Below are 17,409 nucleotides of genomic sequence, written 5' to 3' on the forward strand. Positions count from 1 at the left end.
GGGGCGGCGGCAGCCGCTGCTGTCGCTGCGGCGCGGAAGCTGCGCTGTCGCTCGCTCTGCCTCTCTGTCTTTTTCCGCTTCCCTGTACCGTAGAGCTACTAATGCCCGTGGGCCGTACAAATTTCCGTACAAGTTGTGTCTCTTGTACGTATGTACGTCTAAGAAGCATAGCTTGTACGTATTAGCGGACATTAGCGACTGGCGTCCGCTTGCTTTTTCCTATGCGGAGAGCATAGCCAGCTCTTCCCTAACAGGTGTTAGGCAGCGGAGAGCGGGCCGTGTGTCCGCCAGCTCCGCCGAGCACCGAGAGCCGAGAGCAGCGGAGAGCGTGAGCACCTGGTGCTGGCCAGCTCCGCCAGGACGAGAGAACGCCGAGCAGTCACCGCCAGGCGCCGCGATTTTTTATTTTTTTCTTTTTATTTTTCATAAATACAAAAAACAGTGTGGTGAAATGTGGTGTTTGTGGTGCAATGCCCTTACGCCGCGCTACAGGCCGCGTGAGCTTCACCACATTTTGAAAAAAAATGTGGTGCATAAAAAAAAATGTGGTGCAAAAATGTGGTGCAAAAATGTGGTGCAATCGCCAGGCGCTGGCCAGGCCCTGGTGAGCACCAGGCGCCCGTGAGCGTGAGCAGGCACCGTGAGCACCAGGCGCCCGTGAGAGCCGAGAGCGCCCGCCAGCGTACCAGACAGCACCAGGGCCGCGTAAGGGCCTCTCTTGCCCGTCCTGGCGCGCTGCTCTTCCACCAGGCCCGCGTGAGCAGTCACCGTGAGCAGCGGAGAGCAGGCCGCGTGTCCGCGTCTCGTCCAGTTTCCGTGTCCGCCAGCTCCGCCGAGAGCGTGAGCACCAGGCGCCCGCGCTGCTCGTCCAGTTTCCGCGCCGATCTTGTCCGCCCGTCTCGTCCAGTTTCCGTGTCCGCCAGCTCCGCCGAGCAGTCACCGCCAGGCGCTGGCCAGTCTTCCACCAGAACATAGGAAAAACACGGGAGAGACACGGGAGAGACGCGGATAAACACGGAAACGTGAGAGCGCCAGGCGCCCGCCGCGTCAGATTGACATTGCACAATATTGTGCGCCAGGAAGACGCCGAGCAGGCCCGCCAGGCTGGCGCGCCAGTGAGCACACATGCAGTCACTCTCGTATTTTTGTGTACACCGCGCCGCCGATCCGCGCCGAGCAGTCACCGTGAGCAGTCACCGTGAGCAGTCACCGTGAGCAGTCACCGCCAGGCGCTGGCCAGTTGCGCCGATCTCTCCGCCGAGAGGAAGAGCAGTCACCGTGAGCACCAGGCGCCGCCGCAAAAGTTACCAATACCGTCGGGCGTTTTCTGCTCTCACGCTGGCAAGTTTTGCCGTCCAGTTTCCGCCCCCGCCCTGGCCAGCTCCGCCGAGCAGTCACCGTGAGAGCCGAGAGCCAGGCGCCGCGGATCCGCGCCAGTGTGAGCAGTCACCGTGAGCAGTCGACGTGAGAGCCGAGAGCCAGGCCGCGCCGGTCTCTCCGCCAGTGTGAGCACCAGGAGCTGGCCAGTGTCCGCCAGCTCCGCCGTCTCGTCCGCGCCGAGCAGTCACCGTGAGCAGGACACGAAAAAGCACCAGGCCCTGGTGTGCTGCTCGTCCGCCTGGTGCCTGGTGCCTGGTGCAGCTGCTCGTCTTCCTCTCCGCCCTGGCGCTGCTCTCCGCTCTCCGCTGCTCTCCGCTCTCCGCTGCTCTCCGCCGCCGAGCCGCCCGCCGTCTCGTCCTCTCTTAATCTTCTCTATCGCTTAGCAGATTAGACATACCAAAATGATCTTTGATATGTTGCCATAACTCATCGTCCGCCGTGATTTTTTGTAGTAGATCGCATGCTAGCATGTCGCGTATTCTCTTTTTCTGCTTAAGTGGCAAGCTTATAGTTTCCTGGTGTAAGTACTCTAGTTGTAGGTGGCTTAGCATGTCACCGCGCCGGAATACAGAATCCTCATAGTCATAGACAATGTTCTCTACGATCTTACGATACAATCCGCTATCACCATAGTAATAGCCTTTAACGCGGACGCCTTGAAAGTCTTTATCGTCCGCTGCTATGAGCTTCCTGTATTCCTCTTTTGTTAAGCTGGCATCTTCTAGCCAGGCCTTATGACGCTGCTCGTGTATTTTGTCTTCGTCAGGGCTAACATAGCTCATATGACATATATTGCAATGTTCAAACATGATAGCTTTCTTCCTCTCCGCCGATCGGTGTCTATGGTTCTGGTACTTCAAACATCTCCGAGAGCGCGGTGTAAAGCTGGCGCGAATCTATGCGGCCATCCATTAGGCCCTGATATGTGGAAACAGCAGCATCATGGAAGCCTTTTCTAAACTCTTCATAGTGTGCTGGTGTGCTATATCTCTTATCGTAGTTATGCCTACATAGGACATCTACAGGAAGAATAATGAACATACCACGAATAAATCTATGTTGCCACCAATTATGATAGGCTATACTCATTCCTGACATATAGCCCTCTTTTTCGTATCGGCTTTTTTCTGTCTCGTCCATATTTTTGCCTTTTCCTCTCCGCCAGGGCCTGGCGGAAGATGTACACCAGGCCCTGGTACTTATGCTAATTTCTTCCGTTCCTCTTGCACCAGGATGTAAGCATCTCGCAAAACGCGCCACATAAGATCAAAAGTAAGCTCGGCGTCCTCTAGCTCGTCTGGCGTGTACGTTGCTACGAGCATAGCCGCGCTGTCTCTCACATTGTAGTCGTCCGTTTTATTGAGGAAGTCAAGGCACCGAGCATGCAGACCGTTTACCATTTTGCACCAGGCGTCTATTTCCTTATCCTCTTCCGATCTCTCCGCCTGGCTCTCTTCCTCTATCGCGGCCTTTACCGTCTCGTGACGCAAGCCAGCGCGGCGGCCTAACTCACGATATGACAGGCTCGGCTGTAGCCTATGCAGGTTTACCGCGTACTCTTTGCGCTGCTTAGTGGTGAGAGGAAGACCGTTTTTCGCGTTGTCTTCCCAACTATCCGCGTACATATCTATTTTTGTGGGATACATGCGGGCAAGAGCTTTAATATAATTGCGCTCTAGTTTCCTGGCGGCCTCTATTCGGTGCTTACCAGCAATGCGCCCAAATTTATTATTTCCGAGCGGAGTAACAATAATCGGCGGCCATTTATCCGGCTCGTTACTTGCTACCAGGGCCTCTACATTTGCAGTATTGAGCGGCCTATCTGGTATATCTTCTAACTCTACAATCTCGTTTAGTCCTATAGTTATTGCCTCTTCAAAGGTGTGCATATGTCCTCTCGCTTTCTAGGAAACTGATTTACTGGCGAAAATCGCCAGGACTACGTGAGTATTTTTTTTATTCTGCTGTATCTTGCGTCGCTTTATTGAGCATGTTACAATGTCGGTAACAGCGTAGAAAAAAGAATATCGGTAAAGCTTTCTAACGCTCGGTGTTAAAGAATGCCTGTCTACTCTCGGTGTGTAGACAGGTTATTTTTTTATGCTCGGCGTGACACTGGCGAAAATCGCCAGCGTGACGCGCCGATCCGCGCCAGCGGAGTAGAAAATACTCCTTATTCAAGCTCAAAACGTGACCGTGACCGTGTCAGCCGTGACGAAAAATATTATATTCTGGCGGAGCTGGTACGCTGTTATGTCACGCTGGCGGAGTATTTAAGCTCAAAACGTTACGTTACACGTTACACACGTTACCGGAAAAATACTCTTCCTGGTAACGTGTGTAACGCTGGCCAGGGCCTGGTGCTAGTTATCGGTTGTAAACAGGTTATATTCTTGCGGGCCTGTCGCGGATACAACACCAGGACTTTGTTGTATCGCCAGGCTGGCCAGCGCGCCGTTGACATCACCAGCGCGCCAGTTATCGCCAGACTGTGGATTATCAATTCTATTAAGCAAGTCTTGAGCAGACATACCGCCGTACGGCGCACCGCTGGCCCACATATTTCTCTTGTTTGGATCGCTCGTTGTCTTGCCCTTCTTGAAATTGACATCCCACCGGACGCGCTTGTTATTTTTCGCGGCGTCCTGTAAGGCTCGGCGGATTGTAGCAGGGCCTTTTTTTACTGTCGTCCTGGTGTGCTGTACACCGCGCCTGGTAGTCGTCACGGTCGTACCTTTGCGCACCTTTGCGACAGCTCCGCTTTTTGTCGTCCGCCGTCCTGGCATCTCGGCGGGCGATAGCTTGCCCTTCTCGTCTAGCTGGCGGAGAGCTGGTATCAGGTTCTGGCCTTTACCATGCGTCTCTTTACCGCCGCGTCCTATCTTAGTTTCACTATCACGAGCGAAACCGATATAGCGCGGTGTACGTCCAGTAAGCGCCGCAATATCTTTCATGCTGTAGCCCTTGCCCATAAGAGAGCTAATTAAGCGTGCCTGTTCAGATTGTGCCATGATTTTATGCTTCCTTTACGTACTTACTGGTGAGCGCGTCGAATTCCTCAAAGCTATGCGGAGCTTTCACCGTTTTAGCAATGCGCCATTTAGGGCGGAGAGTACCGCGCCTGGTGTTACCGTTCCATTGCGGCTGATCTTTTGTCACCGCCAGGGCGTCAGTCCTGAAAAGTATGATCTCTTCACGCGGAAGCGAGAGCGCCCACGCTGTCATACGAGCGCGGCATCTTGCCCATATCAGGGCGGGCCATTCAGGATGTTCAAATTGCTGTGTGTACTTCTCGACAGGCTGTGGAACGGTGTATATCTCGTGTGTCTCGTCCAGTGCTCGGCGTCCAGTGTAGCCGTCTGGCGCTGGCTCGTCAGTGCGGAGAATGTACGTCACGTCTCGGTTATGGCGATTAAACGAGCCGATCCCGTGTAGTAGGATATTGCGGAGAGCAGCGCGCACCAGCTTATAGACATTCTGGCGGCTCTCGTCTGCTAGCCTGGCGTCCGCCTCTACCTTGTCTCTCATATCCGCCAGCTTCCGCGTGATGTCGTCTAGCGGCTTATTCTTGCTATCTACTTTGAAGACGATACGCTCTAGTATCTTGATGCGCCAGGCGTCCGCCGTCTTCCGCCAGGCGCTGGTGTACGCCGCTGCTTTCGCTTCTTTGGTGTCTTCCGCTGGCGCCTGGTAGTATCTTGACTGTATAAGCGCGTCTATCTCGGCGCCGTCCGCCCACGTCTCAAAGGTGCGGCCCGCCTCTTGCTGGCCAGGATAAGCCCACTCGTGACTATCCGCCTGGCGGCCTGTTACCGCGTCTCTCGGCGTCATAAAGACGCCTACATGTTGCCAGGTAGCAGGTACTGTATAGCGGATGCGATACCGAGCAGGAACTTTACCAGCGTACTCGTCCTTTTCGTCTTCCGCTGCTATGTCTGTAGCCATGCCCCATGAGAGCGCCGAGTACATGAATATTCCATCGTAGTAGTGTACAGGCGCTTTTGTCACACCAGGAAGCGTACACATCTCTACGCGGCCCTGGCCAGAACTGGCGCGGATCTTTTCGCGTACCTTTTCCGGTAGCGGCGGAAACTGGCGGCCTTTGATCCGGTTCTCACGTGTCCAAAGTTGTTGGAAGGTGAGCGCGGGCGTAGCATACGCTTTATCGTCCTGCGTAAAGGCGGCGCGGATGTATTGATTGAGCAGCGCCAGCGCCTGGTGAGCTTCCTCTACTGTGTACACCGCGTCACCGTACCATGCATGCAATGAACGTACGTCTAGCTCTTCTCTGCTCACGCGGTGCTGGTAGCGGGCTACATGATACTCTTCCTGCTCTAGATCAAAGTACATACCACGTTTCGCGGTTGTGTGCTCGTCCCACATGGAAGCATCAGTTAACCATGCTTTATAGTCTGGTGGAAGCGCGCCAGATAGTGATATCTGGTCACATAGGCCCGCTGCTTTTATCGTCCTGGCCAGCTCCGCCAGTGAGCACAGCGGCGTAAACGTCACTACGTCACCGCTCGGCATGATAGCGCGGCCCGCGTGTACGTCCGCCAGGACGACAGCACGCGCCCTATTCTTGACTTCCTTTGTCCTGCTCGGCGGTGTCTGGCCAGCACCAGCGCCTGGTGTCTGGCTCGTCCTGGCGGAGCTGGCGCGCTGCTCTTTGGAAACCTGGTTTCCACTGCTCGGCGGTGTCTGCTCTCCGCTGGCCAGCGCCTGGGGCTCGGCGGTGTCCTGCTCGGCGCCGATCGGCAGACACCAGGCGCTACGCAATGCTTGTTCTAGCTCGTCTAGTTCGTCCTGGCGGGCGCGGAAGTTAGACGCCAGGACGAGCACCGCCGCGCCGTCTTTAGCCTGGTAGGCTCGGCGTAAGCGCTCGGTAAACTGGCGCGGTTCCAGTGCCTGGCGGCCCTCTTTGGTGTCCATCTCGGCGGCCTGGCATGCCTCAAAGTAGAGTATCAGCTTATTAGAGGCTAGGGCATTGCATACGGCGTCCTGCTCGTCACATGCGGACGGAAGCGCCAGCGAAAAAGGGCTATCATGTAGCGGGTTATTCTGATACCAGGCACACGCGCTATAGTAGCGGCGCCAGGCGTCTAGCTCCTCTTTGCATGGCCTGAACTTATCAGAACGGAAGCGGCGGAGAGTAGCGGGCGCGCTGCTCGGCTCGGTGCTGGCCAGCGTCTGGTGCTCGGTGCCTGTCGTCTTCTTTGCCAGGGCCATTGCTCGGTGTGCAAGCTCACTGGTAAGCGTAAAATGTTGTGTCATTGCTCGGTGCTCACTTTCTAATTGATCTCGGTGTTCTGCTCGGTGTCTTCCTGGTGCTCGGTGTTCTGGTGCTCGTCTTCCTCGTCACCGTAAACAAGCCAGGTCGGTACTTTGAAGTAATGCTCTCCGCCGCGCTCTAACCGAACGGTGTAGTACTTGCGTGTCGCGTCTTCTTTGGTGACGAGCGCCTTTGCCTCTTCTAAGGCTCGGCAACAAACAAGCCTGGCAGGACAATTTTTAATTCTCTGCTCAAGTATGGGCATCAAATCTTGAGGAGAGAGGTAGAGGTATGCTGGCGTGATAACACCGAGCAGGACGCCGCCCGCCTGGTATTCTCCGCTCTCTACACGTATCTCCTTATAGCCCGCGTGCGGCTCGGCGCTTTTTCCTGCTGGCATATCCGCCGAGCCTGGCATCTGGCCCGCTTCATTCTCAAAGTGTGCATTCTGATGTGTGACGGCGTAGTAAATCGCCTTACCGATCTGACGCGCCAGGCTCTCACTTTGCGTAGCTCCGCCTCTATTCTCCTGATAGGCCAGGGCCAGGTTATGCGCCGCCGAGAGCCGATCATTGATAAAGCCGTCAAGTTGCTTCTCTACATAGCTGTAGATGTCTAGCGCGCCCTGTATCTCGTCCGCCTGTTGTTCTAAGAACGTCAGGAAGAAAAGACAACCAATCAGCATATCTTCTAGCGCGTTGCTAGCCCTGATATGCACCTGTGTATAGCCGCCCTCTTGAGCACGCGTGGAAACAAGCTCGCGTACTTTCTTCTTGCACTCGGTAAAAAGGGCGTTAACAAAGTCTGCGTCCTGGCGGGCCAGCCACTGTGTCCAAAGGATACCAAGGCCGCATAGCTCCGCCCGCTGCTCTTTAATCCACTCCGAGCGGGCCTTACGAGCCTCCATATGCTTGAAAGAATCACCGTAAAACTTGTAGGTGACGGCGGCGGCGTCCGTGCTCTCGCTATCAGTCTGCTTTATGGTGTACTCGTGCGGATCATTCTCACCAGTGCGGACGAGCAGGCCGCCGCCGTCTGGCCTTGTTTCCGAGCCTTCACCGTACCGCTTGCCCTTCTCTCCGGCTGTTGCTTTGTTTCGCGTCTTACCGAGAGACTCTAGGCGCCGTTCCATAAGCAGCGTTAAGCGGCTAACTTCTACAGGCTTGGCACTGTAATCTATGTCCATATAGGCTACGCCGTGTAAGCGGGCCTCTTTCCATATCAGGCCAGGCCCGGTGTCACCGACCTTTCTATCTGTTATCTCAGTAGGGCTACCATGCCAGTAGTCACCAAAGAAGACAGCAAACATCCAGTTGGTAACAGTTGTTTTATTGAAGAGCGTTTTTCCAAACATCTCTAGTTGCCAGTCAACTATGCCAGCTTCCGGTATATGCGGTAGCATGATACGAGCACAACTAAAAAGCAGCGCCAGCGGATAGTACAGAAAATCGTCCTCCCGCCAGAACTGTAGCAGCTCAAGAAAAACGCCGCCGTCAACGTCATGCATGTTTATTTCGTCTTCCGCTGGTAAGCGTTGTAGCACACCTTTGGGCGCCCGCACCGCCAGCGGAGAGAGGTTATCATAATGCAAGCTATCAGCGCCGATACAGCCATTAGCACGCACGTTGTAGTACTGGCCCTGGTGCTCGTGCCAACCAAAACGAGTCACGAGCGTTTGATTGACGAGACGGCCCGCTATCACCTCACGCGTAGCATGTGCTGAGATAGCCTTGTAGAGCAAAAGAGAGTCTTTTTCATCGCCTGGTAGATCAATAATCTTGCCCTCTAGATTAGACCAGCAATTTAGCTCTCTAGCCTTCTGGCGAGAGAGATTAACGACTGCTACAACTAGCTCGCTTCCTGGCTGGCATACGCACGCCTCTATAAATGCCTTTGGTGCGTCCGGGTCGTTGCCAGTTGCGTAGCGCTCAAAGCGGAGAGTAGCACCGAGCAGGACACGACAATATTTCACCGCTTCCGCGATATAGCCCACGCTAGGGCTATAGTAGAGCGTGACGCCGCCAGGCGCGGTGCATAGCCTTTGGGCGTCTTCCGGTAGCTGTAGCTCTTCCTCCGCCGCCGCGTCTCGTCTGGCGGCCCTCTCCGCTCTCTCGGCGGAGCTGGCGCGGCTCGTCCTGGCGGCCTTGACGAGCTTTTCTAGATCGGTAAATGAGACGCGCCGCTTAAAGTGTTCTTTTAAGCGGCTCTTATACTTTGCATAGTCCTCTAAAGAGGCACTGGCCAGGCTCGGCGCCAGCGTGTACACGCTCTCGGCGTCGTCCGCCTCAATCGTCCTGCTAATCACCAGGGCCAGGCTAGGCGCCTTTTGCTCGGCGTCCTGGCGTCCTGGCGTCCTGGCTGGTGGTGTTTGTACCATCGGTAAAGCTTTCTATAAGCTTGCTAGCGTGACTGCTCACGCGGCATGTGGTGTGACACCACAAGTACGAAGTGTTGCACTATTTTGAATCATGTGTTAAAATTGGTATATAAAGCACCTGTTCTTAAACAAAAGTATAACACAATAGTTCCAATACAGTCAAGCGAAATGAGGAAGGTCATGACGCCAATAAGTTATGAGGAAGCCGTTAATCTGCTAGGAGTCAAGAACATCACGATAAAACACGCTGTAGGGCGCGGTGTTCTTACCAGACTGCCTAGAATTGGCATGCGTCAACCGCTTATTAAAGAGCAGGTAGAGCTTTTTAAGGGCAAGCGGTTGTCTCTTAGTTCTCTTACTACAGAAGAGCGCCAGCGTTGGGCGGAGCTGGACGCCGCCGCAAAGAATACCGCGCCAGTGTTAGCACCAGCACCAGCACCAGCACCAGCACCAGCGCCCGCCGTTCCGGTACAGGTCGGCCCGCTTAATTGGTTTGGTATGCCTGATAGAGACACATTAGCTTACCTGAATGAAAGAGGCGTCAGCCTGGTAGCGTCTACGCCAGCAGGCGCGGTGTCTTTTCCATCCGCCCTGCCAGGTGAAAGTGATAACGGAGATGAGAGCGGCATTGATATAAATGTGCTCGGCGTTATACTGGTAGGGCTGCTTTTACTGTTTGCGCTGTATGCTTTCTCAAAGTTTATTGCAAGTGCTGATGCAAAAAGGCTAGCGGAAGCTCAAAGCCTGGTAAAGCGGGTTATGGATGATGTCGGGTTAGATAAAGACGACTTGGAAGACGACCCCGCCGGAGCTATAGAAATTCTGCGGAATCATCCGAGAGAGGTAGAGACGTTAAAGTATATTCTCGAGCGTGAGAACTTGCTACAATCCGCCGCGTAACTATTGCATAACTCCAATACACAAAGCAGCGTCAATACTGGCGCTGCTCTTTTTTATGCCTGGTGCTCGGATCGGTGCCAACTTCCACCAGGCGCACTACTCACCAGCTCGGCGGCATGGCTCGTCCTGGCTGGCGCGGAAGTGGAAGCGGAAGCGGAAGTTATAGCGCGTGACATCTCCGCCAGGCGCTGGCCAGTGTGACATAACAGCGTACCAGCTCCGCCGAGTAAAATATTATTTTCGTCACGGCTGACACGTTCACGGCCACGTTTTGAGCTTGAATATTAATATTTTCTACTCCGCTGGCGCGGATCGGCGCGTCACGCTGGCGAAAATCGCCAGTGTCACACCAGGAAAATACTTTGTATTTATCGTCCTGGTGGAAGTAAAATACTAGCGTACTCACCTACTAAGAATAAAAAAAGATACTCCGCTAGTATTTAGTACGTGACGTTATGTTGTGACGTGACGCATTTTTGAGCTTGAATATTAGTATTTTAATTAGTTATTTATTCCTCTTTGAATAAATTAATACTGATACAAAAAGAAGCTAGTCACCAGATATTGAATAGTTTTTATTCTGTCTGGCGACTAGCTTTTGTTTCTTGTGACGAGCAGGTATTAATCCTATTAAGATGCGATTATTTCACCGCTCTTAATTGTGGTTCTGTCCGTCTGGTACGCGGGCGTTGATTAACTTTCTCTCGTGACTCGGCGTAGCTTTTGATTGATGCTACCGTGATCCGTTCATTGTTCTTTGCAGCGGTTTTTAATTTACCGCTGGCGCGTAACGCCTTAACGGTTTTGATTTCGCATTGAAGGATTGTAGCCGCCTCTTCAATGCTTATCGTACTACGGCCTGACAGGCCCTGTAAGGTACTGTTTTGATTGTCAATTTCTGGTACGTTTTCACCGCTTTCCAACTGACTTTGATTGTCGTTTTGATTGTCCTCTTCAACTGACTTTGATTGCAATTCTAATAGTTCAAGTTCCTCTGTAGTAGCCTCTTTTGATTGCTCATTGATTGCCTCTGGTGCTGGCGATTGAACATCTGTTGATGTCTTCAATACGCGGCTTTTGAAGTGTCCAAAGACATCCGCGCCAGTGTCGATTAATCCGCCGAAAGCAGTGACATTGTTTTCTTTTTTGATTGCTGCTATGCGCTGCTTTTGAACTGAGATTGAAGCTAGTTCGTTCGCTTCCGCCTCTAGCTCCGCCGCCGTCTTTGGTTTTTCATCCGCTGCTATTTTGTCACTGATCCATGTGTACGCAATCGCCAGGACTTGAAAGCAGGAAGCAATGACAGGGTTAACGTCCGGTATCAGAATATTGATAAACGGCAGTGTCACCTTAGTAGGACTAATCATGCTCGTGTTAATAAAGTGCATAGCGTACTTGTAGTTAATGAACCAGGACAGGCCAGACAGCGCCAGGATAAAGGCCCATACCGAGACAATAAGGCCCAATGATCGGCCCTGGCGGTGTAACTGTGCTACCGTCACCGAGAGCAGGAAGACGGTAAGATCAATGCTTACGGCTATACCGTAGCTCTCTATCCACCACCAGTTATCGTCCGCGCCGCCGAGCGGCTCAAAAGCGCGGAAGAAGTAGGCGACATGTGGTATAGATGCCCCCAGGAAAGCCAGGAAAGCAAACCAGAAAAAAAGCTTAATGCCAGTCTGTATCCGTTCCATCGGTGTTTACTCCTCTTCGTCTTCAATATCGGTGCCAAGCTCTTGTAGCTGCTGTATCGCCTGGCGGCGGCTCGTGTACTTGCGTCCGCCGTTTGCCTTTGCCCACTTGAGAAAATCGTGAGCAGTCATTTTACCTGAGATCATAGCGTCTAGCTGCTCTAAAACAACTTCGCGGCCTATCGCCTGGTGCTGGCCAGCGCCTGGTGTGTCTAGCTCGTCAGTGTTCCGCCTGGCGGAGCTGGCGCGCTGCTCGTCCTGGCGGATCGGCTCGGCGGAGTATCCGCCCTCGTATATGTGCTCGGCGCGCTGCTCGGTGAGCGGACGAGTACGGCGCGGTGTTACTGGCGTGTCTGGCATGTCTGGTACTGTAAGCTTTTCGCCCTGTAGCATGCTGATTAACTGCTCTAGCGCGTCCGCCCTGGCCTTGAGTGTTAACATCTCGTCCTGGCCAGCGCCTGGTGCTGACGCCTGGCGGAGCTGGCGCGCTGGCGGACGAGACACGAGAGCAGGAAGCGGCGCTAGCTCGGCGTCCTGCATCAGCGCCAGAAAGTCTAGGGCCATATCGTCCTCGATGTCTGGTAGTACGGCTGTAGCCTGGTACTCTTCCGTACGGCAGTCTATAAAGCACTGGCGCATTTTCAGCTTTAAGACTTGCTTCCGCTTCTCCGCCTCTATCGCGCTCGGATAAATGAACGAGCATGTATTTTCGCTCACCTTATGGACGAGCAGCAAGGGCATATCATCGCGTAGCGTGACATCACCTATGTTCGACTGCTTTGGATTTTGCATGCTGATATGTCCATAGCCGCCGTATCCGCGATACTCACGCACACAGCCGAGCATCACCGCCAGGAAGAGCGCTCTATCTTCCGCGCTGTAAGGATAGTCAGGCGCTTTAGTGTCCATAAGGGCCGCCCACTCATCAAAGAAAATGTGACGCGGCTTAAAGCTCTTTGGCCCTGTCCGCTCGGCGGATCGGCCCGCTTTCCGCGCCTCTAGCTCGGTATAGAAGTCACGAGCAGCGGATACAATCTCTTGCGGCGTCCTGGCTATCCTGATATAGCCCTCTACGCCCTCGACAAGCGGCGCTATTCCATCGCCTTTGGTCGCGTGCGGATCGCACACGGTAACGAGAGCCAGGGCGCCGCGCTCGTCTACAATGGCCCGCTGTAAGTTGCGCCAGGCGTTACCGCGTGTTTTTCCGCTACCAGTACCGCCGATAGTGAGAGAGGAATACGAGCGGAGCCGTACGGGCGTCATGCTGGCCAGCTCGAAACCGTGTATAGTGTCTGGCATGCCAACCGAGAGCAGGCCCGTAGCTATTTGCATAGCCAGGCTCGGCGGTGCTAGTTCGACCTTTGAGCCTACAAGCTTCTTTACTCGGCGGCGCTCCGCTACGGGCGGGCGCTGGTAGGCAAATTGACGAGCGCGGAAGGTGCCATAAATCACGGCGTTTTGTGTCTCGTCAAACGTGACGGCCTGCGCTCTCGGCAGTCTGGCTAGTATGCTCGTGACTATGCGGCCCGCTGTGTAGAGTACCGCCAGGCCCGCCAGGATGAAACCAAAGATCTTTAGCCAGTTCCATAGCTGTACTAGACCGTCCCACAAGCTCACAAAGAGCTGGTGATTAAAGAAGTAGCAGAACGCCAGCCAGCAAAGTACACATGTTGCGATAATCGCGGCCATGTACACCGCTATGACAATCAGGAAGCGATAGAACGGCGTCATGCCTTCCGAGCCAGGGCGGAGCATAGGCGCTAGCGTGTCTTCCTGGTGATATTGCTTTTCCATCTTATAGACCTCTCTTGAGTAGGCGGGCCAGGCGCGGGCCAGCGTAGCGTACACAAAGAAACGCAACTATCAGAATAAGCAACTGCTCTATACATGTGGATCGGTGCCAGGTATCCGCGATACTGGCGCCCAGCTCCGCTACAGCGTTTATAATTGTAGAGAACACAAAGAGGATAAGCACCAGGCCCACGCCCGCCAGGGCGGCCCGCGATAATCCTTTGAGCGTTAAGAATAGCAATATAGCCTGATAAGCTAGGTGTTCTGCTTTACTTTGAGGTACAATCGTTTCAGCCATGGTTAGGTGCATCCTTTCACTGGCTAGCGGAGAGGAACGGGCGTCAACTCTTCCTCTCTGCGCTCGTCCTTCCTACTCTTCCGTGTCTTCCGCCTGGCTCTCGCTCTCGTTGCCTCTCATGATGCGCTCAATCTCGCTCTCTCGTATACGCCACTGGCCTAGAACCTTAAAAGCGTGTATCTCGTGTAGCTCAATCATGCGGCGGATCGTCCGCGTAGAGACGCCGAGCCGTTGGGCGGCGTCCGGTATGCTGATAGCTTTATCTGTAGCCACTATCATTAGTTCCTCCATTTCGTGTAGACTTTTGCCAACCTATGACAATAATACCTACTTTGCTAGGATTAGTCAAGTGTTGACAACACTATCCAATACAGTCTATACTTTGCATAGATGCGTCAGCACCGATTGACGCCGTTTAGCACCGAGCACCGATAGAAAGCGAGGAAACACATGAGAAGCGGCTTTATTAGTCTTGAGACGTTGCAAGGTATCAATCAGCAAGCACTAGCGGCGCTGCTCTCCGCTCGTTTAGAGCGTGAGCACCAGGCACGCCAGGCTGGCCAGGTAACGCCCTTGTTAGACCGTGTGGAAGCTGTAAGCCTGGTCGACGCTAACGCGGCGGCCTTTATCGCCGAGTGTGACGCGCTCGGTATTGAGAGCCAGGCGGACACCGAGCAGCGCGCCAGCTCCGCCAGCTATCGCCAGTTCTTAGAGAGCGTAGTAGACGACGCCGAGTACACCGCGTATATTGAGCACCGCCGAGCACCGAGCGCCAGCGAGTACTAGCATGCATAGAGGCTCTATCACCAGGCCAGCGCCTGGCGGTAGGGCCTCTTTAGGTGGAAGCTATGAACGAGAGCACCGAGACGATAAAAGGGCCGCTTCATATATGGGCGCGTGAAGACTGGCAAGGACAAAGGCGCTGTACTAAGTGCGGCGCGGTGTCTGGCGGCGGATCGGCGCGCTTATGTCCTGAAACCTGGCGCAAGAAAAAAGTAGCAGCACCAGGCGCTGGCGATTATCGCCAGGGCCGCATGTTTTGAGAGGAAGCTTTACCATGTCACAAAAAACGCTGTACACCTTTGGATACCTGGCGGGCCGCGCCGAGCGGATCATAGCCGAGTTATCCGCGCTTAATACTCCGCTGGTAGACGTCCGCTTTAATCCTGATAGTAAGAACTGGCGATACACACAAGGCGCTCTCCGCTCTCGGCTCGGTGCTCGGTACTTCCATATACGCGAATTGGGTAACGAGCTGTATAAAGAGGCGCTTACAGGGCATTATGACGAGCCGCATATAAAGCTAGCGGACGTAGACGCTGGCCTGGCCAGGCTGGCGGAAGTATTGGACGCTCACGGGCGGGCCGCTATCTTTTGCGCATGCTCAAGCAAAACAAAGTGCCATCGTATAGAAGTAGCCCGCCTGGCGGCGGATCGGCTCGGCGTGAAAGTAGTACACCTATAAATCACCAGGAAGGACGAGAGAAAATGAACAAACAACTACAGGCACTCTGCAATGCTCTAGGCTGGCAACTGACGGACGCGGACGAGCCAGGCGGCTATATTCTCAATCCTGGCGACGGCGGCCCGCTCGGCGCTATCTCGGAAGAGGAAGTTTTCGGCGCGGCTATGCAAAAGGTAGAGACTGGCTTGTACCTGCTCGGCGGAGAGGAAGACGAGTAAATGAGCTGGTGTTATACCGTCCTGGTACTTCCTAACGGTTGTAAAATCTGGCCTGACGGGCGGTGCTACTGTGTAGACTGTCGCCAGGCCAGGCAAGAGAGAGAGCAAGCTATGCAATTTACGGCGGAAGAGATCAAAAAAGCATGTGACATCGCGGCGGAAGCGGTGCTTAAACGTTCCGAGCAGTATAAGCCAGCGCATGCGACAGCCATTAAAGACAGAAAAGGATGGATATGTGAGAAAGTGTGTAGAGGCTCGGTAGAGAATGAACTTACATTCCAGTTCAATCTACAATGGAACTTTATGGCCGCTGGCGACGTACGCCGAGTTACACAGCTTGTACACGTCCGCCTGGCCTGTCTTACTAACGAGCAGGGCCGCTTTCTCCGCTTTCAAGACATCCACAAGCCACAATGGGAAGGTACGCGGTGTACTCTATGCCCTGATGGTTTCACCGAGCGCAATGTATTAGAGGCTGATACGAGCTTACACGAGTACTAGAGCACCAGGCCCTGGCGACTTCCGCCAGGGCCGCAAAGGAGAGAGATATGCTAAAGATCGGCGCTACAGTTGGGATATATGCCCGCCGTCCTGAGTCTAGCAAGTGGCACAATACCATAGGTGAGCTTGTGAGCATTGACGAGGATAAGGCGGACGGTTACGGCGTCACCTTTGCTGGCCAGGGAAATATTATTGTCTACTTCCGCCAGGACGAGCTAGAAGAAATAGACACCGATACTGGCGCGGATAGGCCAGGCACGCCGCCAGCAGATATTGAGAAGATTAAACGACTAGCTAAATTGCTAGATGTAGAACTTGAGCAAGTCATAGCGGCACTAGAAAATACTGGTGTAGATATAGATACTCTGCTCACGTTTCACGAGTGGCTAGACAGTGCGATTAAAGACGCCGAGAGGCTAGACATGTACTTTAACTATCGCGATTATCCGGACGGAAGAGGATAGAAGATAATGGACGCCGAGACAGCTAAACTACTACAGACATACATAGCCGCGCTCTCCGCTGGTGACTTTGAAACGCTGGCGCCGATACTGGACGCGGCGCAAACAAACACCGATCTAGCCAGGCTCATAAGGCACTACCACGCCGAGACGGACGAGCACGTACAGTTACCGCCTGAAAAATGGGCGGAGCTACAGGCCCTTATTAAGCGCCAGGAAGACAGAGAGAGCTAGCCTATGCGCCAGCACATTATAAAAGTCACTGAGTGGAATAGCTTTGTTACTCTTGACTGGCTCAAGATACGCTACTATGTAGCGGAGAATAGACGCGCCGCGCTGGCCAGGTACAAAGCAGAAGAGCGCGTAAAAGCAGGTACAGAAATAACCGCCGTCATTGTAGAGAAGAAATACAGCGAACAAAAATGGGCGCGGTATAGTGCTATGAACACTGAAAAGTAGCCTCTCACAAGGGCGGCGGCGGGCGGCGGAGAGAGCGGAGAGCAGCGCGCCAGCGCGGACACGTAGCAGCGAGAGGCGGACGAGCACCAGGCACCAGGAAGACACCAGGGCCTGGTGCTTTTTCGTGTCCTGCTCGGCTGCAGCGGATCGGCGGAGAGATCGGCGGGCGCCTGGCGGTGACTGCTCACGCTCTCCGCTGCAGCACACCAGGGCCTGGTGCTGCTCTTCCTCTCGTCCTGGCGGAGCTGGCGCAACTGGACGCCAGCACCTGGTGCTGCTCACGCTCACGCTCACGCTCACGCTCTCCGCTGGCCAGGGCCTGGCGCTCGGCTATGGTTACACCGCGCTCACAAGGGCCTGGCCAAGCATGCCGCTCCGCTCCGCTACGCCTGGCCAAGCATGCCGCCCTTGCTCACGCTCTCACGTTCTGGCGGAGAGATCGGCGGGCGGCCTGGTGCTCACGGTGACTGCTCGGCGCGGACGAGACGGCGGAGCTGGCGGACACTGGCCAGCTCCTGGTGCTCACACTGGCGGAGAGACCGGCGCGGCCTGGCTCTCGGCTCTCACGTCGACTGCTCACGGTGACTGCTCACACT

Annotated in this window: 23 protein-coding genes; 12 read left to right on the forward strand and 11 right to left on the reverse strand. The window is 54.4% G+C overall.

Annotation, left to right across the window (positions count from 1 at the left end; translation table 11 throughout):
- Nucleotides 1-764: 764 nt before the first annotated feature.
- On the reverse strand, nt 765-1,127 hold the full coding sequence (locus KRAC_RS60205; protein ID WP_007923709.1) for a hypothetical protein: 363 nt from the start codon (nt 1,125-1,127) through the stop codon (nt 765-767).
- A gap of 84 nt (nt 1,128-1,211) precedes the next feature.
- Between KRAC_RS60205 and KRAC_RS73490 the strand changes: the two genes are divergently transcribed.
- Nucleotides 1,212-1,403: a hypothetical protein gene (locus KRAC_RS73490; RefSeq protein WP_157508451.1), complete on the forward strand. Its 192-nt coding sequence runs from the start codon at nt 1,212-1,214 to the stop codon at nt 1,401-1,403.
- 166 nt (nt 1,404-1,569) lie between these two features.
- Nucleotides 1,570-1,746 (forward strand): hypothetical protein, encoded by a 177-nt coding sequence (locus KRAC_RS73495; protein WP_157508453.1) that lies wholly within the window; start codon nt 1,570-1,572, stop codon nt 1,744-1,746.
- Here the strand turns inward: KRAC_RS73495 and KRAC_RS60210 are convergent.
- The 6 genes from KRAC_RS60210 to KRAC_RS60235 all read right to left on the reverse strand — a co-directional run bounded on the left by KRAC_RS60210 (nt 1,743) and on the right by KRAC_RS60235 (nt 9,029).
- Nucleotides 1,743-2,189 (reverse strand): hypothetical protein, encoded by a 447-nt coding sequence (locus tag KRAC_RS60210; protein WP_007923711.1) that lies wholly within the window; start codon nt 2,187-2,189, stop codon nt 1,743-1,745. The genes KRAC_RS73495 and KRAC_RS60210 overlap by 4 nt on opposite strands.
- Before the next feature lie 31 nt (nt 2,190-2,220).
- Nucleotides 2,221-2,520 (reverse strand): hypothetical protein, encoded by a 300-nt coding sequence (locus KRAC_RS60215; protein ID WP_007923712.1) that lies wholly within the window; start codon nt 2,518-2,520, stop codon nt 2,221-2,223.
- A gap of 59 nt (nt 2,521-2,579) precedes the next feature.
- A complete protein-coding gene (locus KRAC_RS60220; RefSeq protein ID WP_007923713.1) occupies nt 2,580-3,269 on the reverse strand; it encodes a ParB/Srx family N-terminal domain-containing protein in 690 nt (229 codons plus the stop codon).
- 474 nt (nt 3,270-3,743) lie between these two features.
- Complete coding sequence (locus KRAC_RS60225) at nt 3,744-4,391, reverse strand: hypothetical protein (protein WP_007923714.1); 648 nt, start codon at nt 4,389-4,391, stop codon at nt 3,744-3,746.
- A 4-nt stretch (nt 4,392-4,395) separates the two neighbouring features.
- Nucleotides 4,396-6,654, reverse strand: coding sequence for a hypothetical protein (locus tag KRAC_RS60230; protein ID WP_007923715.1), 2,259 nt, complete (start codon nt 6,652-6,654; stop codon nt 4,396-4,398).
- A gap of 17 nt (nt 6,655-6,671) precedes the next feature.
- The gene (locus tag KRAC_RS60235; RefSeq protein WP_007923716.1) at nt 6,672-9,029 is read right to left on the reverse strand and encodes a hypothetical protein; all 2,358 of its coding nucleotides are present in this window, start codon (nt 9,027-9,029) and stop codon (nt 6,672-6,674) included.
- 180 nt (nt 9,030-9,209) lie between these two features.
- Between KRAC_RS60235 and KRAC_RS60240 the strand changes: the two genes are divergently transcribed.
- Complete coding sequence (locus tag KRAC_RS60240; protein ID WP_007923718.1) at nt 9,210-9,929, forward strand: hypothetical protein; 720 nt, start codon at nt 9,210-9,212, stop codon at nt 9,927-9,929.
- Between the two features lie 641 nt (nt 9,930-10,570).
- On the opposite strand, the gene KRAC_RS60245 is transcribed toward KRAC_RS60240, so the two are convergent.
- From KRAC_RS60245 to KRAC_RS60260, 4 genes are all read right to left on the reverse strand, one after another.
- Nucleotides 10,571-11,623, reverse strand: a complete 1,053-nt coding sequence (locus KRAC_RS60245; protein ID WP_007923720.1) for a helix-turn-helix domain-containing protein — start codon at nt 11,621-11,623, stop codon at nt 10,571-10,573.
- Nucleotides 11,624-11,629: 6 nt separating this feature from the next.
- Entirely contained in the window at nt 11,630-13,414 is a 1,785-nt protein-coding gene (locus tag KRAC_RS64910) for a hypothetical protein (protein WP_007923722.1), read from the reverse strand.
- Nucleotide 13,415: 1 nt separating this feature from the next.
- Entirely contained in the window at nt 13,416-13,709 is a 294-nt protein-coding gene (locus tag KRAC_RS60255; protein WP_007923723.1) for a hypothetical protein, read from the reverse strand.
- A 72-nt stretch (nt 13,710-13,781) separates the two neighbouring features.
- Complete coding sequence (locus tag KRAC_RS60260; RefSeq protein WP_007923724.1) at nt 13,782-13,988, reverse strand: helix-turn-helix domain-containing protein; 207 nt, start codon at nt 13,986-13,988, stop codon at nt 13,782-13,784.
- A 171-nt stretch (nt 13,989-14,159) separates the two neighbouring features.
- On the opposite strand from KRAC_RS60260, the gene KRAC_RS60265 reads away from it, so the two are divergent.
- The 9 genes from KRAC_RS60265 to KRAC_RS73505 all read left to right on the forward strand — a co-directional run.
- Complete coding sequence (locus KRAC_RS60265; protein ID WP_007923726.1) at nt 14,160-14,495, forward strand: hypothetical protein; 336 nt, start codon at nt 14,160-14,162, stop codon at nt 14,493-14,495.
- 62 nt (nt 14,496-14,557) lie between these two features.
- Nucleotides 14,558-14,752 (forward strand): hypothetical protein, encoded by a 195-nt coding sequence (locus tag KRAC_RS73500; protein WP_007923728.1) that lies wholly within the window; start codon nt 14,558-14,560, stop codon nt 14,750-14,752.
- Between the two features lie 14 nt (nt 14,753-14,766).
- The gene (locus tag KRAC_RS60270; RefSeq protein ID WP_007923729.1) at nt 14,767-15,174 is read left to right on the forward strand and encodes a DUF488 family protein; all 408 of its coding nucleotides are present in this window, start codon (nt 14,767-14,769) and stop codon (nt 15,172-15,174) included.
- A gap of 23 nt (nt 15,175-15,197) precedes the next feature.
- A complete protein-coding gene (locus KRAC_RS60275) occupies nt 15,198-15,392 on the forward strand; it encodes a hypothetical protein (protein ID WP_007923730.1) in 195 nt (64 codons plus the stop codon).
- A complete protein-coding gene (locus KRAC_RS60280; RefSeq protein ID WP_007923731.1) occupies nt 15,393-15,893 on the forward strand; it encodes a hypothetical protein in 501 nt (166 codons plus the stop codon).
- 47 nt (nt 15,894-15,940) lie between these two features.
- A complete protein-coding gene (locus KRAC_RS60285; RefSeq protein ID WP_007923733.1) occupies nt 15,941-16,357 on the forward strand; it encodes a hypothetical protein in 417 nt (138 codons plus the stop codon).
- Nucleotides 16,358-16,363: 6 nt separating this feature from the next.
- Nucleotides 16,364-16,588, forward strand: coding sequence for a hypothetical protein (locus tag KRAC_RS60290; RefSeq protein ID WP_007923736.1), 225 nt, complete (start codon nt 16,364-16,366; stop codon nt 16,586-16,588).
- Nucleotides 16,589-16,591: 3 nt separating this feature from the next.
- On the forward strand, nt 16,592-16,813 hold the full coding sequence (locus KRAC_RS60295) for a hypothetical protein (RefSeq protein WP_007923737.1): 222 nt from the start codon (nt 16,592-16,594) through the stop codon (nt 16,811-16,813).
- Nucleotides 16,814-16,937: 124 nt separating this feature from the next.
- Nucleotides 16,938-17,409 (forward strand): hypothetical protein (locus KRAC_RS73505; protein WP_157508455.1); only part of this gene is annotated, 472 nt, incomplete at its 3' end.

It is taken from the genome of Ktedonobacter racemifer DSM 44963 (assembly GCF_000178855.1).
GTDB lineage: Bacteria > Chloroflexota > Ktedonobacteria > Ktedonobacterales > Ktedonobacteraceae > Ktedonobacter > Ktedonobacter racemifer.